This window comes from Inquilinus ginsengisoli, assembly GCF_050434925.1.
GTDB lineage: Bacteria > Pseudomonadota > Alphaproteobacteria > DSM-16000 > Inquilinaceae > Inquilinus > Inquilinus ginsengisoli_B.
In genome coordinates this window covers 1,310,086-1,330,596 of the sequence record NZ_JBNDJK010000001.1, presented here as the reverse complement: position 1 = coordinate 1,330,596, position 20,511 = coordinate 1,310,086, and the positions used below count along the sequence as shown (strand labels likewise).

At 68.5% G+C, this 20,511-nt stretch carries 16 protein-coding genes; 8 read left to right on the top strand and 8 right to left on the bottom strand.

The window, feature by feature from the left end; all coding sequences use genetic code 11:
* The first annotated feature begins 275 nt into the window (after positions 1-275).
* Positions 276-1,595, top strand: a complete 1,320-nt coding sequence (locus QFZ27_RS06470) for an IS4 family transposase (protein WP_429225272.1) — start codon at positions 276-278, stop codon at positions 1,593-1,595.
* A gap of 101 nt (positions 1,596-1,696) precedes the next feature.
* Here the strand turns inward: QFZ27_RS06470 and QFZ27_RS06465 are convergent, their stop codons facing one another.
* The gene (locus tag QFZ27_RS06465; RefSeq protein WP_429225271.1) at positions 1,697-2,329 is read right to left on the bottom strand and encodes a hypothetical protein; all 633 of its coding nucleotides are present in this window, start codon (positions 2,327-2,329) and stop codon (positions 1,697-1,699) included.
* A 335-nt stretch (positions 2,330-2,664) separates the two neighbouring features.
* On the opposite strand from QFZ27_RS06465, the gene QFZ27_RS06460 reads away from it, so the two are divergent.
* Positions 2,665-4,074: a PBSX family phage terminase large subunit gene (locus QFZ27_RS06460; protein WP_429225270.1), complete on the top strand. Its 1,410-nt coding sequence runs from the start codon at positions 2,665-2,667 to the stop codon at positions 4,072-4,074.
* A 339-nt stretch (positions 4,075-4,413) separates the two neighbouring features.
* Here the strand turns inward: QFZ27_RS06460 and QFZ27_RS06455 are convergent, their stop codons facing one another.
* The 4 genes from QFZ27_RS06455 to QFZ27_RS06440 all read right to left on the bottom strand — a co-directional run bounded on the left by QFZ27_RS06455 (position 4,414) and on the right by QFZ27_RS06440 (position 10,927).
* Positions 4,414-6,651, bottom strand: coding sequence for a calcium-binding protein (locus tag QFZ27_RS06455; protein ID WP_429225269.1), 2,238 nt, complete (start codon positions 6,649-6,651; stop codon positions 4,414-4,416).
* 799 nt (positions 6,652-7,450) lie between these two features.
* Positions 7,451-7,951, bottom strand: coding sequence for a hypothetical protein (locus tag QFZ27_RS06450; RefSeq protein ID WP_429225268.1), 501 nt, complete (start codon positions 7,949-7,951; stop codon positions 7,451-7,453).
* 156 nt (positions 7,952-8,107) lie between these two features.
* Positions 8,108-9,304, bottom strand: a complete 1,197-nt coding sequence (locus QFZ27_RS06445) for a Tle-like phospholipase domain-containing protein (RefSeq protein WP_429225267.1) — start codon at positions 9,302-9,304, stop codon at positions 8,108-8,110.
* A 111-nt stretch (positions 9,305-9,415) separates the two neighbouring features.
* Complete coding sequence (locus QFZ27_RS06440; RefSeq protein ID WP_429225266.1) at positions 9,416-10,927, bottom strand: cyclic nucleotide-binding domain-containing protein; 1,512 nt, start codon at positions 10,925-10,927, stop codon at positions 9,416-9,418.
* A 397-nt stretch (positions 10,928-11,324) separates the two neighbouring features.
* Here QFZ27_RS06440 and QFZ27_RS06435 point away from each other — a divergent pair, with 397 nt between their 5' ends.
* Both QFZ27_RS06435 and QFZ27_RS06430 read left to right on the top strand, forming a co-directional pair.
* Positions 11,325-12,407 (top strand): LLM class flavin-dependent oxidoreductase, encoded by a 1,083-nt coding sequence (locus QFZ27_RS06435; protein WP_429225265.1) that lies wholly within the window; start codon positions 11,325-11,327, stop codon positions 12,405-12,407.
* Positions 12,408-12,559: 152 nt separating this feature from the next.
* The gene (locus QFZ27_RS06430; protein WP_429225264.1) at positions 12,560-12,814 is read left to right on the top strand and encodes a hypothetical protein; all 255 of its coding nucleotides are present in this window, start codon (positions 12,560-12,562) and stop codon (positions 12,812-12,814) included.
* Positions 12,815-13,044: 230 nt separating this feature from the next.
* On the opposite strand, the gene QFZ27_RS06425 is transcribed toward QFZ27_RS06430, so the two are convergent.
* The 3 genes from QFZ27_RS06425 to QFZ27_RS06415 are packed head-to-tail and all read right to left on the bottom strand — an operon-like array spanning position 13,045 to position 15,807.
* Positions 13,045-13,827, bottom strand: a complete 783-nt coding sequence (locus QFZ27_RS06425; protein WP_429225263.1) for a 3-hydroxybutyrate dehydrogenase — start codon at positions 13,825-13,827, stop codon at positions 13,045-13,047.
* Between the two features lie 44 nt (positions 13,828-13,871).
* The gene (locus QFZ27_RS06420) at positions 13,872-15,053 is read right to left on the bottom strand and encodes a DUF3734 domain-containing protein (protein ID WP_429225262.1); all 1,182 of its coding nucleotides are present in this window, start codon (positions 15,051-15,053) and stop codon (positions 13,872-13,874) included.
* 16 nt (positions 15,054-15,069) lie between these two features.
* Positions 15,070-15,807 carry an acetoacetate decarboxylase gene (locus QFZ27_RS06415; protein ID WP_429225261.1) on the bottom strand — a complete coding sequence of 246 codons (738 nt, stop codon included), beginning with the start codon at positions 15,805-15,807 and terminating at the stop codon, positions 15,070-15,072.
* Between the two features lie 376 nt (positions 15,808-16,183).
* On the opposite strand from QFZ27_RS06415, the gene QFZ27_RS06410 reads away from it, so the two are divergent.
* From QFZ27_RS06410 to QFZ27_RS06395, 4 genes are all read left to right on the top strand, one after another.
* On the top strand, positions 16,184-17,149 hold the full coding sequence (locus QFZ27_RS06410; RefSeq protein WP_429225260.1) for an amidoligase family protein: 966 nt from the start codon (positions 16,184-16,186) through the stop codon (positions 17,147-17,149).
* 393 nt (positions 17,150-17,542) lie between these two features.
* On the top strand, positions 17,543-18,313 hold the full coding sequence (locus QFZ27_RS06405; protein ID WP_429225259.1) for an SH3 domain-containing protein: 771 nt from the start codon (positions 17,543-17,545) through the stop codon (positions 18,311-18,313).
* 39 nt (positions 18,314-18,352) lie between these two features.
* The gene (locus QFZ27_RS06400; protein ID WP_429225258.1) at positions 18,353-19,303 is read left to right on the top strand and encodes an SH3 domain-containing protein; all 951 of its coding nucleotides are present in this window, start codon (positions 18,353-18,355) and stop codon (positions 19,301-19,303) included.
* A 137-nt stretch (positions 19,304-19,440) separates the two neighbouring features.
* On the top strand, positions 19,441-20,505 hold the full coding sequence (locus QFZ27_RS06395) for a DUF3616 domain-containing protein (RefSeq protein WP_429225257.1): 1,065 nt from the start codon (positions 19,441-19,443) through the stop codon (positions 20,503-20,505).
* Positions 20,506-20,511: the final 6 nt, after the last annotated feature.

Genomic DNA, 20,511 nt, shown 5'->3' with positions numbered 1-20,511 from the left:
GCCAAGGCCTGTCCTCTGCGCATTCACGCGCGGACGCGCGCAGACCCCTCCCCTCAACCCCCTCCCGCAAGGCTAGCGTGCGCACACATCTTTTTGTTGCAGCAGGCGAGGCGTTGTGCTGGCTGGAGGTGGGGGCTTGAACGCTCTGAATCGTCTGTGATTCTATCCCTGCTGTTGTTGATTCGGGAGGGGTCGGCGATGGCGAGCGAGGGGCTGGGATACTTCAGGGACCACCGCCTGGAGCAAAGGGGGGGTGGATCCTGGAGCGCCTTTGCATGCGCCTCACCGCGACCATGCGCCAACTCGCCGACAACCGCGCCGAAATGGTCGCGACCACGCGGTTCTTCCGCAATCCCAAGGTGACTGCGGCCGAGATCGTCGCCACCGCCGCGGCGCAGACCGCGGTGGCGGCTGCCGGCCGGCACGTCCTGCTGATCGAGGACACGTCCGAGATCAACTTCGAGGGCAAGGCCGGCCGCAAGCGCGGCCTCGGGCGGGTCGGCAACGGCCGCGACGTCGGCCTGTTCGTCCATCCCGCCATCGCCGTCGATGCCGCCGACGGCACCCTGCTGGGGCTGGCCGGAGCGACCCTTTGGCGGCGCCACAAGGCCAAGGCCGAGGACTATCAGGCGCAGCCCATCGAAACCAAGGAAAGCCACCGCTGGATCGCGACCGTCAGGACCGCCCGCGCCGTCTTGGCCGAGACCCCGCTGGCCACCGTCGTCGCCGACCGCGAAGCCGACATCTACGAACTCTTCGCCCGCCTTCCCGAGGCCGGCCCCGATGGTCTGCACACCCATCTGCTGGTGCGCTGCCATCATGACCGGGCGCTCGCCGGCCAGGGGCGCAAGCGGCCGCGCCTGCACGACACCGTCGCCGCCTGGCCCGAGGCCGGGCGGATCGGCTTCGACCTCGACGCCCGGCCCGGCCGCCCGGCGCGCCATGTCTCCCTGGCGGTCCGCTTCGGCTCCGTCCGTCTGCGCCAGCCCGCCACCGGCGCCGATCCCAAAGACCCGCGCGACCTCACCCTCAACCTGGTCGAGGTCAGCGAGATCGACCCGCCGCCCGGCCAGACACCGATCCTCTGGCGGCTCTACACCAGCCATGTCGTGACCACCCTCGACCAGGCCGTCGCCGTGGTCGAGCTCTACCGCCGGCGCTGGATCGTCGAGCAGGTGTTCCGCACCCTCAAATCCCGGGGCATCGCCATCGAGGACAGCTTCATCGCCGATGGCGATGCCCTTGAGAACCTCGCCGCCACCGCCTTGATCGCCGCCATCCGCGTCATGCAATGCGTCCACGCCCGCGGACAGGCCGGCGCCCTCATCCCGGCCGCGCGAGTGTTCCGACCAGCCGACATGCCTGTCCTGAAGGCCTTGGTCCGATCCCTCGAAGGCAAGACCCTGAAGCAGAAAAACCCGTTCCCGCCCGAAACCCTCGCCTGGGCCTCCTGGCTGATCGCTCGCCTCGGAGGCTGGAAGGGGTATGCCTCCGAGCGTCCCCCAGGACCCATTACCATGCACAACGGCTTCCAACGCTTCGACGCTATCGCCATCGGCTTCGCCCTCGCTCAGCCTCGGCCACCTGGCAACTGAAAGATGTGTGCTCACGCTAGCCTCGCGGGAGGGGGAGTGTGGAAGGCTGCGTTCGTTGGTGCTGGAAGTGGGCCGATGGGTGAGCTGCGACGCGCGGCGACTCACCCCGTATCCGGCTTCTTGGGCCTGCGGCCGGAGGCCGGGCGAGGCTTGGGCTGATCCTCGGGATCGTCCTCGCCGTCCTGCGGCGGTATGAAGCCGAGCTGCTCCATGGCCTCGTCGGCCATCTCGAGCCAGCGCTCCACCCGCACCGGCAAGCCCCAGCGCCGGCACAAGGCGGCCACTGCGACCGGGGCCCGGCAGGCTTCGATCAACTCCGCCACCTCCGGCCGCTCCAGCCGCTCGCGCACCTCGGCGACGCGGCGCTGGATCTCCTCATTGTCCTTCGACACCTCGTAGGCCGCCGCCAGCATCGCCAGCTTCACCCGCAGATCGTGGAAGTCCTCCTGCGCCGCCTCGCGCTTCGCCGCGGCCTTGCGACGCTCGTCGACCTGCCGGGACAGCTTGTCCTTGAGCAGCAGGGTCAGCCGCACCGAGCGCGCGACCGTGGCGATCCGCTGGCAATAGTCGGCGCCGGGCTGTGGCACCTGCAGCGCCCCCTGCTGCGTCGCCCGGGCGATCGACATCTGGAGCTCGACCAACTCCGCCAGCACGCGCAGATCCCCCTCTGCCGCCGGAGCGGCCGGGGCTTCCGAGATCGAATCGGTCTGCGCGGTGTCCATAGAACGCACCATGAACATGATCACAGATTAATACAAGAGTACAATGTGTTAACAGACTCCACCCCGATGCCGGCACAAGCAGCGTCGCTGGATCGCCCGATCGAATGTTCTCTATTTGTTCTTGACGCGACGCCGCGTCACGCCGCATGATTCGGGCAGAGTCGAAGAGTTGCGCCCGCCCGGCCCCGCCGCGGCGGGCTTTTTCATGCGAGGTCGGGATGCGGAGGAATGCGACCAGGAGCAGGACGGGCTGGAGCGATGTCGCCGGGCAGCTTCACAGCAACGCCGGGGCGGCGGTCCTCTTCTCCCGCTTCGATCACGGCGACGCCAGGAGGCGGGCCGGTGAGATGCCGAACAGGCCCGAAACCCTGATCCTGTGCTTCGAGACAGCGGCCGGGCGGCGGCGACGGGGGGAGCCCCTGCCGGAGCCGATGCGCCGGCTGACCGGCGCGGCCGAGGCCCGGCTGTCCCCGGGCGCCGCCACCGGCCGCGCCGCGGCCGACCGGCTGGGGTTGGACCGGGCGTACCGGGATTTTCGCGACCTGGACGAAGCGCCGGCCGCCCTGCCCGCACCCGACCTGCCGCCCGCCTTCGAGCCGTTGCTGGAGCCGTCGCGCTACAAGGCCGCGTTCGGCGGCCGCGGCTCGGGCAAGTCGCATGCCTTCGCCGAGCTCTTGGTGCGGCGCTGCATCGAGGCGGCGCCGCTGCGGGCGGTGTGCATCCGCGAGGTGCAGCGCTCGCTCGACCAGTCGGTGAAGCGGCTGATCGAGGACAAGATCCAGGCGCTGGACCTGGGCGCGGCCTTCACGGTGCAGGCCGACCGCATCCTGACGCCCGGCGGCGGCCGGATCATCTTCCAGGGCATGCAGAACCACACGGCGGAGAGCATCAAATCGCTCGAGGGCTATGACATCGCCTGGGTCGAGGAGGCGCAAGCCCTGTCGATCCGCAGCCTGGACCTGCTGCGCCCGACCATCCGCAAGCCGGGATCGGAGCTGTGGTTCTCGTGGAACCCGACCCGGGCGGATGACCCGGTGGATGCGCTGTTCCGCGGCGGGACGCCGCCGCCCGGCTCCCTGCTGGTGCCGGTGAGATATTCCGACAACCCGCATTTCCCGGAGGTGCTGCGGGTGGAGATGGAGTGGGACCAGGCGCGCGACCCGGACAAGCACCAGCATGTCTGGCTCGGCGGCTACCAGACCTTCAGCGAGGCCCGGGTGTTCAGGAACTGGAAGGTGGAGGCGTTCGACACGCCGGCCGATGCCCGCTTCCTGTTCGGCGCCGACTGGGGCTTCGCCCGCGACCCGACGGTGCTGGTGCGCTGCTTCGTCCAGGGCCGGACGCTGTTCGTCGACCACGAGGCCCATCAGGTCGGCTGCGAGATCGACCGGACGCCGGCGCTGTTCGACACCGTGCCGGGGTCGCGGCGCGGCCCGATCATCGCCGACAGCTCCCGGCCGGAGACCATCAGCTACATGCAGCGCAACGGCTTCGGCAGCATCGCCGGGTCGACCAAGGGGGCCGGGTCGGTCAAGGACGGGGTCGAGTTCCTGAAGGCGCACGACATCGTGGTGCATCCGCGCTGCCGCCACCTGATCGACGAGCTGGCGCTGTACAGCTATCGCACCCATCCGAAGACCGGCGAGATCCTGTCCGAGCTGGAGGACCGCGAGAACCACGCCGTCGACGCCCTGCGCTATGCCGTCGAGGGGCAGCGGCACAGCACCTATGACAGCTCGATGAAGTGGGTGGGGTGACGGGTGTCGGCTGATCAGCGAGCGCGGGACACTGCGGATGGGAATCCGGGCTTGTCGAGCATCAGCCTCCGATCGCCCATGTCACCCTAATTCTTCTGTCTCAGTCCAGGGGTGCAGTCCAGAGGGCTCGGGCGTGCCAAGAGCCCGACTTCCTTCATGTCTGGTAGCCAGCTCCAGGCTGGGCCGACCGAGAAAGGCGGAAGTCGGGCCCAAGGCGGCTGAATGACCGCTCCGATTGAAGGTGGACGTAGGGTGAGACCGCCATCAAGGATGGGAGACGGAGAAAGTGGAGGTGCGGTGGCGCAGCCGACCGCACCTCCACGCTCGATTCTGACCGCCCTATAAAACGAAATCCGCCGCGGTCAGGGCCGGAGCGTCGATCAAAGCGATCGACAGGTCCGCCTGGCCGTCGCCGTCGATGTCGGCACCGATCACGGTGACCTGCCCGCCGCTGTCAACGACGCGCAGCTGTCCGGCCTGGCCGGAGAAGGCGGCGGCGCCGATGAAGGTAAAGGCTGTGTCGCCGTTGCCGCCGTCGCCATCGGCATCGATGGCACCGAGGTCGATCCTGTCGCCCTCGGCCGATGAGAAGTCGGCGACGACGTCGCGAGTGTCGAAGCCGGGGACAGAGTCGCCGGCCGCGGCGAAGGCGAAGTTGTCGGCGCCGGCCTGGCCGTACAGCGTGTCGGCGCCCGCACCGCCCGAGATCCGGTCGTCGCCCGCGCCTCCGACCAGGCGATCGGCGCCGTCGCCGCCGGTCAGACCGTCGGTCCCGGCCCCCCCGCGCAGCACATCGTCGCCGGCAAAGCCGTCCAGATCATTGTCGCCGGCGTCACCGATGAGCGTGTCGTCGAAGTCGCTGCCCCACACGATCTCGATCCCGGTGAACTGGTCACCAGCGGCATCGCCTCCGCTGGCCGTGCCGGCGGCGAGGTTGATCGACACGGCGCCAGACGAGAGCTCGTAGGAGATCAGGTCAACGCCGTCTCCGCCATCGAGCGTATCGGCTCCCGCGCCACCGTGCAGGTCGTCATCCCCGGCGCCGCCTGCGATGACGTCCGCGCCATCCTGGCCGATGAGCCAATCTGCTCCCGCGCCCCCGTCTATGACGTCGTTTCCGCCCAAGCCGATGAGCCGGTTCGCCGCCGCATTGCCGGTCAGGCTATCGTCGAAGCCGCTGCCGAAGACATCCTCGATGCCGATCAACTGGTCCCCTGCGGCATCGCCGCCGCTGCCGGCACCGGTGGCGAGGTTGACCGAGACCGCGACAGATGAGTCGTCGTAGTAGACCTCGTCGATGCCGTCCCCGCCGTCGAGCTCGTCGGCCCCCGCGCCGCCATGCAGGATGTCATCGCCGGTGTCCCCGAAGAGGCCGTCGTCGTCGGCCGCGCCGTCGAGCGTGTCGGCGCCGGCGCCGCCGAGGAGCAGGTCGGATCCGCCACGCCCGCGCAGGAAGTCGTCGCCGGCGCCGCCGTTGATTCCGTTCGACAGGTCATTGCCGAAGAGCTGGTCACCGTGGGTCGAGCCGATCAGGCCCTCGATGCCCGCCAGGGTATCTCCGGCAGCATCGCCCCCGCCGGCCGTGCCGGCGAGCAGGTCGACCGCGACGGCGGCAGACGAATCGCTGTACAGGGCGACATCGAAGTTGCCGGCCCCGCCATCGAGGGTATCGGCGCCCGCGCCGCCGTCGAGGCGATCCTCTCCTTCAAGGCCGATGAGCGTGTTCGCGGCCGCATCGCCGGTCAGGGTGTCGTTCAGCTGGCTGCCGCTGACGCCTTCGATGCCGGTCCACGTGTCCCCAGCAGCGTAGCCTCCTTCCGCCTGGCCGGTGGCGAGGTTGACCGTGACGGCGGCATCCGAATTGAGATAGGCGATGATGTCGATGCCATCCCCGCCCCGGAGCGTGTCGGCGCCCCAGCTGCCATGCAGCTCGTCATCACCTGCGCCGCCATCGATGACATCGTCGCCTTGCATGCCGATGATCCGGTCGTTGCCGGCTAGGCCTTCCAGCGTGCTCGCACCCGCGCCGCCAACCAGGAAATCATCGTGCGCGGAGCCCCGAAGATTCTCGATGCTGATGAGGATGTCGCCTTCGGCTTCACCCCCGCTGGCCGTGCCGTTCGCGAGATCGATCGACACGCCGGCGGCCGCGAAGTCATAGCGTGCCGTATCGATCCCGTCGCCGCCGTCGAGACGGTCCGCGCCGACGTCGCCCAGCAGGCCGTCGTCACCGTTCCCGCCCCTCAGAGTGTCGTCGCCGGTATGGCCCCAAAGCTGATTGCCGCCGGCATTGCCGACGAGCGTGTCGTTGAAGCTGCTGCCGATCACGCCTTCGACGTTGAGGAATATATCCCCGGCGGCATGGCCGCCGCTGGCGGCACCGGTGGCGAGATTGATCGATACGGCGGCGTTCGAGGCGGTATAGGAGATCCTGTCATCGTCGCCGGCCCCGCCATTGATAATGTCGGCCCCCGCGTGACCCCATATCCAGTCATTGCCGCCCAGGCCGTTGATGATGTCGGTACTGCTGGTGCCGTTGATGACATCGTTGCCCGCGGTTCCGTTGATGATGGCCATGGTCAAATCCTCCCCTTCAGGCTAATGCCCCGCAGAGGCGGAGCAACGGTGACAGCTGTGAACGGATGCGCACACCGGCGTTGCGGGATGCCAGGAGCTGCGTCGGTTTAGAACCAAATGCGCAGGCGGCGCGCCGGGAAAGGCTGGCTTAACCCCACCCCCTTGATCGTATGCAAGGACGTGCTAACGCTTGGCGGCAACGCCTGAATGCATTCGCTGACTAACATCGGCAGGTCAGACCAACCATGAAATACGTGAATATGTATACAAGACAATTCTCCCAGGCACACCAAAAAATGCCTCGGCGAAGAAAATCTAGGAAATCCCTGCTTTCCGGTAACGAGCATTTAACATAAAAAATAACATATATTTGCGCATCTTGTTCTAGATCGGCTAGGAAGCTATTGGAGTGACATCAATCGTATATTTTGCAATTTAACGTGCGTCAGTCGATTTTGTCGTTGGACTGGTTCAAAGAGTTAGGCGTCCATTCACGGAAGCCTCCTGTCTGCAGGGATGGCCCCCTTGATTCAAACAGGACCCGCGATCATCGCCCAGGCCGGCTCAAATCTCCGCCCCCGCGGCATGCCCGTGCCGCGGCAGCGGCTTCGTCCTATGGCGCATCCCGGCCAGGCCAATTCGATCCGGCAGGCAGGGCGCGAGATCGTCATCCGCCGAACTCGGGCAAAGAGCACGACGTCGCCGGCCGTGAGCGGATGGTCGGAGACGACTTTGATTGGACTGCACCCCCGACAGACACAGAAGCATCAGGATGAGATGGGCGATCGACGGAGGGGCCTCACCGGCGCGCCAGCGACAGATCCGTCGTCACCCTGGGCACGCCGTGCTCCCCGCTATCGGTCACCAGGATCCGGAGCCGGTCGGGACCCAGGCTGACGATCCGCATATCGGCCATCATGTGGCCGTTGACCGGCTGGGGCCAGTTGATGAGGACATCGATCGCCGGGCCTGCCAGCTGGCCGGTCAGCCGCGCCGGCCCGACCTTCGAGCCGGTATAGGTCCCGGTCATCCGGCCGGTCTGGGGATCGAGGGACAGGTCGGCGCTGACCGACCGCGAGAAGATCAGATAGGCCCAGCAGGTTCCGTCCAGCCCGATCCGGTTCGGCTGCCGTTGCAGCACCTCGAAGTCGCACCTCACCTCTCGCGGCGCGGCGGCGGGGCCGTCCGCGACCACGCCCTCGGCATCGAAGGAGCCGGTGTACCGATCGAGAGGCGCGGCGGCTGCCGACACCGTGAGCATCGCAGCGACGCCCCCCGCCAGGCATGAGAGCTTGGGCATGTCCTCACCCTCCTTCCGCCGTCAGGACGCCGCGCCAGCTCAGCGCATCGACCCCCGGAACGCAACATACAACGACCCAAGGGCCGACGCGGACGGTCGCGGGTGACGGCAAGGCCACGGGAGGACATTGGCGCGACCGCCGTCAGCCGCCGGCGATCAATCCGGGCGGCCCGGACCTTCTTCACCCCGGTTCGATCCATCCTTGCGCGCGTCCGCCAGCACGCGCTCCAGGGACCGGGGGGGTATGCCGGTCAGCGACGTCAGCCAGGCGCCGAGGGCAATCCGCTCGTCGGCGAGAGCAATGGTCTCATCGAGACCGGCCGATGCCGCAGCCGGCTCATCGTCCCTTGTTCCCTCTCCGATACCGTCCAGCCAGCCGTTCACGTCGGCCATCAGACGATCGTAGTCCCGGTCCAGATCGGTCGCTTCGGCGGCTTCGGCCGGCGGCGGCGCGGATCGCGCCGGAGCGAGCGGCGGTGGGGCCGGCCGACGAAGCCGAACCGGTTTCGGGATCGCAGGATCGCGGATGCCATCCCGCAGGTCCGCAGCTGCGCGGTCCGCCGGAACCGCACCGGGCCGGAACACGGGGTGACTGGCGATCCTTTCGGTGAGGGACGGGCCGGAGCTGGGGACGTTTCCCAGCCTCGGGGCCGAATTGCCGATCCGGGTCGCCGGCCAGGAGGCCGACAGCATCCATGGCTGCTTCGCCAGATCGCCCTGAGGCAGGGCATCCCGGATCGCGTCGATGCCGTGGGTGGGGTCGCGCGCGTCGGGGGTCAGCTCCCGCACCTCGCCGACATAGCCCTTGCCGTAGGTCCCGACGAAATCGCCCCTGACATTCAGGCACAGCCCGACGGGCGCGCCTTTCCGCCGGGCCCGGATCGAGCGCGCCATCTGCCGCGGCTTGAAGACGTTGAAGGCCGACGCCTTGAGATGCGCCTCCATCCCGGGGCCGTTGAGCGAGACGAACGGACGGCCGGACCACGCGCCGACCACCTGCGCCAAGGCGCCGCCGAGGGAATGGCCCACGATCGAGACCGGCTTGCCGCCGCAATTCTGCTCGGCCCACCGCACCAGCTTCTTGGCCGAGCCCGCCATGTTGGGGACGACGAGGACCGCGATGCGGGCGTTGGCCGAGCTCTGGGAGACCGGAGCGTTCATCGGCCCGCCCTTGGTTCCGGAAAAGGCGACGATCACCTCCTCGTCGCCTTCGAAGACCGATCCCTGGAAACCGTTGCCGTACCAGGTCGCCGTCTCGGTCTTGCGAACGCGCCAGCGGCCGGGCACGTGGCCCTCGGGATCGTTCTGGTACGCCGCATCGGCGATATCGAGATAGTCGCGGATGGTTGCCATGGGACCGGATGATGTCTGCGATGGGTGATCCAGAACTGCCGCCGGCCTGTTGCTGCAGTGTGTCCGTCCCGAGCCGGATGGTGACAGCTGCAACTAAGGCCCGCGGCACGGTCACAGGTCGAACAGGTGCCGGATCCGTGCGGCCAGGCCGGGCGCCGACGCGGCGGCCTGGCCGTGGCCCTGCTCGAGGCGATGCCGCTCGCTGGCGGTGCGCCGGGCCAGGAGGGTGCCGAGCTCCTCGGCGATCCCCGGGCGGTCCCGCAGCAGCGGGGCCAGGCCGTCCTGGGTGATCTCGTAGGCGACGACCGGCGTCAGGGCGCGGATCGTGCCGGGCTCGCCCTCGCCGGTCAGCAGGCCGCCTTCGCCGAAGAAGTCGCCGGGCGCCAGGCGCCGCAGCTCCGTCCCGAGGCCATGGTCCTGCCGGGTGTCGGTGGCGACGCCGCTGCGCACGATCATCAGCGATGTCAGCACCGCCCCCTGCTCGACCAGGGTGTCGCCGGGGCGGAAGCTGCGGCGGGTCATGGTCGCGGCCAGCGCGTCCTTCTCGTCCTCGGTCAGGGCATCGAACAGCGCGATGGAGTCGAGCAGGCGCTGCGGCGTGCTGCGGCGACGGGCCGGCACGTCCCCGGGCTTCGCCGGCGCGGGGGCGGCGACCAGCGCCTCGGAGGCCGAGGCCAGGCACAGCCCGCCCGCCCTGGCATGGCGCCAGATCAGGTCGTAGATCTCGCTCTTCGCCCTGCCGGTGGCCGACAGGTCCGCCACCCGGAACGACAGCTCCAGCTCGACCGCATCCGCATCCAGCGCCGTCACCAGCACGCCCGGCTCGGGGACCGGCAGGATCGCATCGCTGCTGAGCAGCACCGAGCGCATCACCTCCGCCATCGCCGACGGCATCGTGGTCGGCTGGAACCGCACCCTCAGCGACGCGCCATGGCTGCGCTCCGGGCTGCTGAGATTGGTCAGCCGCGCCTTCGCCAGGTCGCTGTTGGGGACGATGACCAGGTCGTTGGCGCCGCTGAGCAGATGGGTCGCCCGCCAGTTGGTCTCCACCACCCGGCCCTCGATGCCGCTGCCCAGCACCAGCCAGTCGCCGATGCCGTAGGGCCGGCTGAGGTTCAGCGCGATGCCGGAGAACACGTCGCTCAGCGTGCTCTGCAGCGCCAGGCCGAGGATGATGGCGAACACGCCGGAGGTGGCGATCAGCGTCCCGACCGGCGCGTCGAAGACATAGGCGACGACCGACAGCAGGGCGCCGACATAGATGATGCCGACCACCAGGTCCTGCAGCAGCCGCCCCTCGCGCGGCTGCTGCTCGAAGATCAGGAAGACGCGGACGATGCTGATCAGCGACCAGGCCGCGTTGGTCCACCAGACCACCTTGGCCAGGCCGACGAAGACGCGCTGCAGGTTGGAGGCGGTGTCCGGCCCCGGCCGGTAGGGCACGATGTCGTGGTACAGCAGCAGGGCGGTGAGCGCCGCGAAGAAGGCGAGCTGCCCGACCAGCCGCCGGGTCGGGCGGTGGCGCAGCACGATGCGCGTCACCACGGCGCCGATCACGGCGAGCACGCCGGTCTGCACGATCGGATCCCGGATCACGTCGAGGGTATCGGTGATGCCGGGCATCAGAAGGACCCGCGCTGCGCTTCGGCCGGGCGGCCGACGCCGGGCGGCCCCTCGTCCAGCAGCGCGAACCGCGCATTCCGATGCCAAGCCGACATTGCCCGTCTCCTGCGCGGCGGGAGCCCGCACGGGCGGGTGCCGTGCCACTGCTTCCGATCGCGATCGGCGTACCGATTGCCGCCGAAGAGACTAGGCGAGCCGGGGGCCGGGATGAATCGTCCATCCCGGCACGTCGCGCTATGCCAAGGTATTGGAAGACGCCCGTGTCCCGTCGCCTCGGAGGCCCCATACCAAGGTATCCCCGCCGCAGCCGAACGCAGGGGGTGACCAGCACTGCTGTGGAATGGTGGCCGGCAACCGGCACCGGTACCGTGGCTTCCGATCCCGCGGAGGATCCGACATGGGAAGCCAGAAGATGTTCCGGCAAAGCGACTTTCAGCTTCGGACGATCAAGTTCGGCGTGTTCGATCATCTCGATGATTCGGGCCACGATGTCGGCGAGCAGTACCGGCATCGCCTGGACCTCGCCGAGGCCTGCGACCGGGCGGGCTTCTGGGCCTATCACGTGGCCGAGCATCACGGCACGCCGCATGGCCTGGCCCCCGCGCCGAACATGTTCCTGTCGGCGATGGCCCAGCGCAGCAGCCGGCTGCGGCTGGGGCCCCTGGTCATGCTGCTGAACCTGTACCACCCGCTGCGGGCGTTCGAGGAGATCTGCATGCTCGACCAGCTGAGCGGCGGGCGGCTCGACCTCGGGATCGGCCGCGGCGCCTCTCCGATCGAGATGGAATTCTTCGACGTCGACCCCGCCGAGGCCCAGGACCGCTACCGCGAGGCCACGGAGATCATCCTCAAGGCCATGCAGGTCGACCGGCTGGATCATCACGGCCGCTATTTCGACCTGAAGGACGTGCCGATCACCCTGTCGCCGGTACAGCGGCCGCATCCGCCGCTGTGGTACGGCACGGCCAAGCCGGACAGCGCGGCCTGGGCGGCCGAGGAGCAGGTCAACCTGGCCTGCATCGGCACGGCGTCGACCGTGCGAGGCATCACCGATGCGTACCGGTCCCGCTGGGCCGAGACCGCGGCGCCCGGCGCCGCCCCGCCGCTGCTCGGGATGGTGCGGCATGTGGTGATCGCCGACAGCGATCGCGAGGCGATGGACCTGGCCGGCCCCGCCTATGCGCGGTGGGCCGACTCGCTGATCTATCTGCACAGGGCCCGCGGCATCGTCCCGCCGCCGGGGCTGTCGATCCCGTTTGCCGAGGCGGTCGAGAGCGGACGGTGCATCGCCGGTTCCGCCGCCACCGTGCGCGACGCGCTGCTGCGGCAGGCCATCGAAGCCGGGGTGAGCTACGTCATGTCGCTGCTCGCCTTCGGCGACCTGCCCCCGGAGGCTTCGCTGCGGACGGTCGCGTCGATGCAGGCGGAGATCATGCCCGCCTTCGAAGTCCCGGATGCAGGCGCTTCGTCGCGCGGCTGACGGCACGGATGTCAGGGGCGCCGCCAGCCGGGCCGGCGGCCGCGGTCCGGCCTTGCCGCGGCCCGATCAAAGCCATGTTCCCCGGGCATCACTGCAGCGCCCGGCGGGATGCGGCGACGATCCCGACGCCGGGGCTGAGGGAGGGGCATCCGATGCGTGCGACCCGTTTCGTCATCACCCTGCTGGCCGTGCTGGCGCCCGGCAGCGCGGTGGCCATGACCACCTATGTCTACTGCATCAACGACCGGATCGAGGTCGACCCGCGCGACCCGCAGCAGATGCGCTCCGACCGCGGCGATTCGGAGATCTGCATCATCGGCCCGTCCTTCGATTTCGGGCCGGATGCGCGGCGCTGGGTCGAAGCCAATCTGCGCGCCGGCGTCGGCGGGGCCTGCACCTGCAAGTGACACATCTTCGGGCCTGATTATTCCGGCATTCCGGCTTGGCGTTCTTCAAATCTGGGAGCGTGCGCTCTTCATCCCGGCCCATCAGGCGGCTGTAGTCGGCGACATCCGCCCCCAGCACCGCCGCCAATCGTCGTTCCACCGCTCGATGCTCAATTCAGTCCCCAGGCTGGAGGGAGTGCCATGGCCGGTCAGGGCTCGATTGCTCGGAACTCGTCGGAGGGCCTGGTGCGCTATTGGGCGGTCCAGCCGCCATCGACCGACACGCTGGTGCCGGTGATCTGCTCGGCCGCGGCCGAGCACAGGAAGGCGACGGTGCCGCCCAGCTGCTCCGGCGTCACGAAGGTCATCGAGGGCTGCTTCTCGCCCAGCAGCTGCCGCGCCGCGTCCTCCTGGCTGATGCCCTTCTCGGCCGCGATCGCGCCGATCTGCTTCTCGACCAGCGGGGTGCGCACCCAGCCCGGGCAGACCGCGTTGCAGGTGACGCCGGTGCCCGCCGTCTCCAGCCCCACCACCTTGGTCAGCCCGATCAGCCCGTGCTTGGCCGCGACATAGGCCGCCTTGTGCGCCGAGGCGACCAGGCCATGGGCGGAGGCGATGTTGACGATCCGGCCCCAGCCCTGGCTCTTCATCTGCGGCACCGCGGCGGCAATGCCGTGGAAGGCGGCTGACAGGTTGATCGCCAGGATCGCGTCCCACTTCTCGGCCGGGAACGTCTCGACCGGCGCGGTGAACTGGATGCCGGCGTTGTTGACCAGGATGTCGACCCGGCCGAGCTTCTCGACCGTGGCGGCGACCAGGCCGCGCACCGCGTCGCCCTTCGACATGTCGGCGCCGTCATAGACCGCGCGCACCCCGTGCTCGCGCTCGATGCCGCTGCGGATCGCCTCGATCTCGCCGGCGTCGCCGAAGCCGTTCAGCACGATGTCCGCGCCTTGCCCGGTCAGCACCCGGGCGATGCCCAGCCCGATGCCGCTGGTCGATCCGGTGACGATCGCTACCTTGCCCTTCAACATGGTGATGGTCCTTGTGGGAGGTGGGAATGAAGACGGAAGCGGGGTCATTCCCCGCGATGGATGTCGTGGGTGACGACGCCGATCTCCGGCGACGGCCGGTCCAGCCGGCGCGGATCGGCCAGGGTGCGGCGGATGTCGTCGAGGCCGCTCTGCCAGTGCTCGCGCATCGCGTCCAGCCCGAACTCGTAGTCCTTGGAATGGCCCTCATAGGCCTTCGACTGGTAGATCAGGTGGACGATGTTGTAGGCGCGGTGGCAGGCCAGATCCGCGATCGCCTTGATCTCCGGGTCCTGCTTCGCCGCCTGCGGTATTCGTTGCATCACCGTCTGCAGCGCCTGGCGCATCTTCTGCATCTGCAGCATGTGATTGGTAATGGCGCGGGTGCGGCTGGAGTACTGGATGTCCTTCTGCCGGCTCGACACCTCCATCAGGTCGTCCGGCATCCGGCCCTTGGCCGACCACAGGTCGACCTGGAAGGTCAGGGTGTCGCGCCGCGGCTCGGTCGAGAGCACATAGGACAAGGGCGTGTTCGAGACCACGCCGCCGTCCCAATAGTGCTTCCCCTCGATCTCGACCGCCGGAAAGCCGGGCGGCAGGGCGCCGGAGGCCATGAAGTGCTCCGGCCCCAGCTTCCGCTCCGCCGTGTCGAAGTAGACGAAGTTGCCGCTGCGGACATTGACCGCGCCGACGCTGACCCGCATGTCGCCGGAGTTCAGCCGGTCGAAATCGACCAGCCGCAGCAGCGTGTCGCGTAGCGGGCTGGTGTCGTAGAAGCTGGTGGCGGCGTCGCCGGCGAAGGGCGACAGGTAAGGCGGCGGGAAGCGCGGCTTGAAGAAGCCGGGTTGGCCCTGGAACAGCGCCCGCATCGCCGCCGCGGTGTTGTGCGCCGGGCGGAGATCCACGGCGAAGGGCAGCGCCGCCTCGGCCAGTCCGCTGGTCACGGGCCATCTCGCGGGGGCGGCGCAGATCGTCTCCCACAGCTCGCGCAGCCGGTCGACGCGCTGGGATTCAGGGGATCCTGCGATCACCGCGGTGTTGAGCGCGCCGATCGAGATGCCGGCCAGCCAGGTCGGCTCGATCCCGGCCTCGTGCAGCCCCTCATAGACCCCGGCCTGGTAGGCGCCCAGCGCACCGCCGCCCTGCAGCACCAGGGCGACGACGTCGTAGGGCGGCACCTCGATATGCCCGGGGGCGCTGCGCGCCTGCTTCCGTTTCACGCCACGCATTCGGCAATCTCCGGCATCAGGCGAGGTAGTCGTGCATGACGGTGCCGAGGCCGAGCGTCAGGTCGGCGACCAGATGCTTGGCCGACAGCACCTCCAGCACCGGCAGCTCGGCGACCGGCGCCAAGGCATGCGGATAGAGGTCCAGCGCCGCCGGTCCGGTCCAGGCGCCCTTCACGGTCACATCCTCGAGATAGTACCGCACCAGCTCGCAGATCCGCGGGCTGCCGTCGACATGCGGGATGATCTTGAGCAGGAAGTTCGGCGCGCCCAGGCCCCTGGCCTCGGCGGCGAGGTCCAGGGCGCGGTGCTTGTAGCCCATGGTGCCGGTGGCGATGCGGACCGAGCCGTAGTTCAGCGTGCCGACCAGCGTGTCGGTCTCCACCGCCAGGGTCGGCTGGGCCAGCTTCTTCGGAAAGCCCCACAGCTCGCGCCCGCCGGCGATCGGCGGGTGGTCGTTCAGGAACATCTGGCGGGTGTAGCCGCCGACCTGACCCTGGTACCGCACCGGGATCACTTGGCCGCTCTCGGTGTAGTCGCCGAAGCCGGTCGAATCCGGCATGCGGATGAACTCGTAATTCACCACCGGCTCGACGATCTCCAGCGGCTCCGGCACCACCCGGCGCAGCGCCTCCGGATCGGTGCGGTAGCGGATGATGAAGTACTGGCGGTCGACGAAGCGGTACGGCCCCGGCGGGAAGGCCGGGCTGGTCAGCGGCATGGCGAAGGCGGTCTCCCGCACGGTCCTGGCATCCATCGGCGTACTCGAAGAGAACGGCAAACCGCATCGTCACAGCCTGACGTCGCGACGCGATTGCCGATTTTGTTGAAGATTGCTGCGGCGCGAACCTGGTCGCGGCAGGGGCGGCCCGCGCCGCGTGGGCGGCGCCTGGAAACGAGAGGAAGCATCGTGGATCCCGGGCCCCTCCACCATTGTGCCGACCGCCAGTCCGGCACGCCGAAGGATGGGACATCCTGGCCCTTGGCACAGGTCGGCCTGGCCGGGGCCGCCAAGGTCGACCCGCGATATCGAAGCCATCGCGATCAGCGCGACCCAACGCCCCATCGCCTTCACCACGCGCCCCCGCCGCCCATATGAGCCTGGAGTTCCCGCCTCGAACCGATGGGGTCCCGTGCCGCCCGCCGAATCCGCCTCGTTCCAGCCGCTGCCCGACCCGGCACCCCAGCCCCCGCGCCTGGTCGGGGTCGAGGCCGAGTTCATGGGGCCCTCCGCCCGCCGCGCGGCGCAGGCCCTGGCCGCGGGCGTCGGCGGTGAGGTCGTCGCCGAGGACGCCCATGCCTTCGCGGTGCGGGGCAGCGCCCTGGGCGACCTGGCGGTGGAGCTGGACCTGCGCTACGCCCATCCGCAGCGCCACGGCATGACCCTGCCGGTGCGGATCGGGCCGAAGGCCGCCGCCGGCCTGGGATGGCTGGTGTCCGGCGCGGTGCCGCGCGAGCTGATCGTGCCGCCGCTGCCGGTCGAGCGGCTGGCCGAGGTCGACCGCATCCTGGATCTGCTGCGCGCGGCAGGCGCCCATGGGCGCGGCGCCACGGCCTTCGGATCGCTGGGGCTGCATTTCAACATCGACGCGCCGGCCGCGGATTTGCCCAGGATCACCGCGGTGATGCTGGCCTTCGGACTGATGGAATCGCGGTTGCGGCGGGAGATCGCGCAGGGGCAGCGGCGGCTGGAGCGGCATCTGCCGCCGCCCTACCCGCCGGAGTTCCTGCACCGGATCGCGGCGCCGGGCTACCGGCCCGGCCAGGCCCAGCTGGTCGACGACTACCTGGCCGCCAACCCGACCCGCGACCGCGGCCTGGACCTGCTGCCGCTGCTGCTGGGGCTGGACCCGGCGCGGGTGCGGGCCAAGCTGCCCTACGAGAAGATCGCCGCCCGCCCGGTGTTCCACTTCCGGCTGCCGCAGGCGCATCCCGGCGAAGCCGGCTGGAGCATCGCGGCGGACTGGAACCGCTGGGTGGCGGTGGAGCGGCTGGCGGCGGATGGGGAGAGGCTGGCCGCGACGGCGCGGGCCTATCGCGCCGGGGAGGCTTGGGGCGATGGGACCGGTCCGCTCGCGGAAGCCGTCTTGCCCGGCTGAAGGGTCGCCGGCCGGCCGCGGCCCGGCGTGTCAGGAGACAATCGCGGTTGAGTGCTTTACCAACCCGACGAACTTATCGGACCTCCATCCTCACGAAGGAGGTCGACGCACTTCGTAGAGAACCGCACCGCGGGATGGCGACGCCCATGTGGATGGTTGCGCAAAACCAGGCTGTATGGTATTAATTAACTGGTTACTCGTTTCGATTTTTCTTTTTATTTTCACCACGTCGCTGTTTGCCAGATATCGATTTCTCTCGGGAAAGGTCTCGGCCAACCGGCTGTGCATCCCAACGAAACAGCTAGGCCGAGATGGGCCGGCGCAGCGCCGGCGACATCGTCCAATCCCAGACCCGGTCGCCGGCAGGCAGCGGTGCATCGATAGGGGGTGCAATTGTCGATCGTCACCGGGCCGCCGGCCTCCGCCACCCGCAACCAGGCAATCAGACCGGAACTGCGCGCCCTCTTGGACGCCGCCGCGCTGGCGGTCGGGGTGGACGCGATCTACGTCGTCTCCGGTGGCCAGCCCGCCATCGGCGAAGGAACGCGCCGGACGGGCTCCACACGCCACGATCACGGATGGGCCGCCGACATCAAGCTGTTCGTCGGCGGCGTCGTACAGTCATTCACCGACACATCGGGCGGACCGGTGGTGGCAGACTTCGTGACCGCCGCTGCGGCGCGTGGCGCCATCGGCATCGGCGCGGGCGTCACGTATATGGGAAACCAGACCATCCATGTCGGCTTCGGCACCTCCGTCAACGACCACACGAAGCTGACCTGGGGCGCCCGCGGCCGGTCGGCCAACGCGCCGCAATGGCTGCGGCAGGCGGCGCAGGCAGGCTGGGCCGCGTCCGCCGGCCATCCCCCTGCGCCGGCTGCAGGCCATGGCGTTCGCACGATGGGACACCACGAGGTCGTCGCACGCGGCGGCCTGAACCTGCGCGGCGGCCCGGGGACCAACTTCCCCTCCACCCGGACATTGCCGCTGGGAACCACGCTCGATGTCATGGCGGTCGACCCGATCGCGCCGGAATGGGTGCGGGTCGACCTGGAAGGCGACGGCCTGCTCGACGGGTATGTCCACTCGGCCTTCCTCGCCCCCATCGCCGCGCCCGGCGGCAGCGAAGCCGCCGAAGAGCCCGGCGACGACGGGATCGGCTAGGCCAGCCCCGACGGAACCGCGTCCATCCAGGAGACGAACATGCCGACGGCGGACGATATCCGATGGTTCAAGCAGCAGTTCCGGCCCCAGATCGAAGGCGTGCTGCCCGGCACGCCGTTCGACCTGGACATGCTCGTCGCGATCGCATGCCAGGAGACGGGCTTCATCTGGTCGGTCCTGCGCAAGGTGCCGCTGCCGCTCGACCAGATCCTTGCGCTCTGCGTGGGCGATACGATCGACTACCAGGGGCCGGGCAAAGGACGACAGGCCTTTCCGCGCAACAAGGCTGCCCTGGTCGCGGAAACCGACGGGCAGCAGATGTTCGACATTGCGCGCAAGGCGCTCGAGGACATGGCCGTCCATGTCCCCGGCTACAGCGGCGTCGTTCAGAACCCCGATAAATTCTGCCATGGCTTCGGGGTATTCCAGAGAGACCTGCAGTTCTTTGGACAGGACCCGGGCTATTTCCTGAACCAAAACTATCAGATGTTTTCGCATACGCTCGACCATTGCTTGCTCGAGCTGCGCAGAGGCCTCAATATCCGAGGTTACGAAGCCAAGACCAGCCTCACCGATTTCGAGTTCACCACCGTCGCCATTGCCTACAACAAGGGTAGCTACAATACGAAGAAGGGCCTGAAGCAGGGCTATTTCGACGGCAATAAATATTATGGCGAGTGGATATTCGACTATGTCCAGCTGTCGCGGACCGTCGATGCGGCGGCAGCCGCCGATGTCGGGCCCGGCCGCCACGCCGTCGTCGCCCGCGACGGGCTGAGACTGCGCGGCGGGCCCGGCACTGACTTCCCCTACAGCCGGACCTTGCCGTTGGGGACCGAGTTGACCGTGGTCTCGGTCGAGTCCGGGAACCCTGACTGGGTCTGTGTCGATCTCGAAGACGACGGCCTTCTCGACGGCTATGTCTTTGCCGCCTTCCTGGCGGCGGCGACCGGGCCGCACGGCGGAGAAGACGTGCCTGAGCCGGAATGAACGTCATCCGCAGATCCTGGTGACCCCTGCCGGTACCTGCCGCCCGGCCGCAATGCCTCGGCCGAACAACGAGCTTATCCATGGCATCCGTGAGGAGGGCTGAAACGATGCGGTCGTCTTGGCTGAAACGACGTGTGATGGTCGGCCTGATGCCGGCCGCCGCGATCGCGATCCATCTGGCTCTGGCTGCGGGAGCACCATCGATTGCCCATGCCGACGACCCCCTGAAGGTATCGGGCAAGCTTGTCGGCAAGATCAAGGACGGCGAGTTCAAGAAATCGGAAGATGTCAGCGGCCTTGCCTGTGCAGGCGATCCCGGCATGTACCCGCGCATCTGCCTTCTGGTCGATGACGAGAGCCAGGGCGCTCAGGTGGTGATCCTGCACAAGGATCATCTCGTTGCCGGCGATTTCATTCCGCTCATCAACGACAGCTTCAAAGGCAAGCCCCTCGAACTGGATGCCGAGGGCGTCGCCTACGCCGACGGGCTTTTCTATGTCATCGGCTCGCATGGCAGGCCTCGCCACGGCGACCCGTCCGAGGAGACGATGAACGCGACCAGGGCCGCGGCAACCCGCCATGTCTTTCGTATCAAGTTCGAAGCGGCGGCCATCAACCTGGACACCGGCAAGATCAGCACGGACCCGAAAATCGATGACGACCACGGCAAACTTGCGGGCTTGATTTCAGGCAACGCCAGCCTTGCACCGTTCTACGACAAGGCCCTGGAGGACAACGGCCTGACGATCGAAGGCGTCGCAGCCCGTGGCCTGATGCTCTATGCAGGATTGCGCGCGCCCGTGCTCGACGATGGTAGCGCCCTCATCGTTTCAGCACCCATCAGCGAGCTTTTCGACAGCGCCCAGGGCCAGCTCACCCTCGATCCCGTGATGCTGGAAAAGGACACCCTCGGTAAGCCCCGCGGCATCCGTGACCTTGTCGCCTTCGGTGACGGTTTCCTCATCATCGCGGGGCCGGCTCAGGATCCGGACTCGAGCCACAAGATCGCGCGCGGCGACTACGCCATCTACCGCAAGGACGGCTCGCGCCCGCAGAAGATGGAGTTGGAGGCCTACGGGACGGAGACGAAGCCGGAAGCCCTGCTCGTGATGGAGAAGACGGACCAAGCCTTGACTGGCCTCATCCTGTTCGACGGACCGAAGGAGGGCGAGCCGCGGCTTGTCGAGATCCGGACCCAGTAACCTCTC

What these genes read in the sequence shown, in the direction of transcription:
- QFZ27_RS06445 (WP_429225267.1), bottom strand. Translation starts at nt 9,304, where the DNA reads ATGGCAACCATCCGCGACTATCTCGATATCGCCGATGCGGCGTACCAG.
- QFZ27_RS06425 (WP_429225263.1), bottom strand. Translation starts at nt 13,827, where the DNA reads ATGTTGAAGGGCAAGGTAGCGATCGTCACCGGATCGACCAGCGGCATC.
- QFZ27_RS06400 (WP_429225258.1), top strand. Translation starts at nt 18,353, where the DNA reads ATGCCGACGGCGGACGATATCCGATGGTTCAAGCAGCAGTTCCGGCCC.
- QFZ27_RS06465 (WP_429225271.1), bottom strand. Translation starts at nt 2,329, where the DNA reads ATGGTGCGTTCTATGGACACCGCGCAGACCGATTCGATCTCGGAAGCC.
- QFZ27_RS06395 (WP_429225257.1), top strand. Translation starts at nt 19,441, where the DNA reads ATGGTCGGCCTGATGCCGGCCGCCGCGATCGCGATCCATCTGGCTCTG.
- QFZ27_RS06460 (WP_429225270.1), top strand. Translation starts at nt 2,665, where the DNA reads ATGCCGAACAGGCCCGAAACCCTGATCCTGTGCTTCGAGACAGCGGCC.
- QFZ27_RS06470 (WP_429225272.1), top strand. Translation starts at nt 276, where the DNA reads ATGCGCCTCACCGCGACCATGCGCCAACTCGCCGACAACCGCGCCGAA.
- QFZ27_RS06435 (WP_429225265.1), top strand. Translation starts at nt 11,325, where the DNA reads ATGGGAAGCCAGAAGATGTTCCGGCAAAGCGACTTTCAGCTTCGGACG.
- QFZ27_RS06450 (WP_429225268.1), bottom strand. Translation starts at nt 7,951, where the DNA reads ATGCCCAAGCTCTCATGCCTGGCGGGGGGCGTCGCTGCGATGCTCACG.
- QFZ27_RS06420 (WP_429225262.1), bottom strand. Translation starts at nt 15,053, where the DNA reads ATGCGTGGCGTGAAACGGAAGCAGGCGCGCAGCGCCCCCGGGCATATC.
- QFZ27_RS06430 (WP_429225264.1), top strand. Translation starts at nt 12,560, where the DNA reads ATGCGTGCGACCCGTTTCGTCATCACCCTGCTGGCCGTGCTGGCGCCC.
- QFZ27_RS06440 (WP_429225266.1), bottom strand. Translation starts at nt 10,927, where the DNA reads ATGCCCGGCATCACCGATACCCTCGACGTGATCCGGGATCCGATCGTG.
- QFZ27_RS06455 (WP_429225269.1), bottom strand. Translation starts at nt 6,651, where the DNA reads ATGGCCATCATCAACGGAACCGCGGGCAACGATGTCATCAACGGCACC.
- QFZ27_RS06415 (WP_429225261.1), bottom strand. Translation starts at nt 15,807, where the DNA reads ATGGATGCCAGGACCGTGCGGGAGACCGCCTTCGCCATGCCGCTGACC.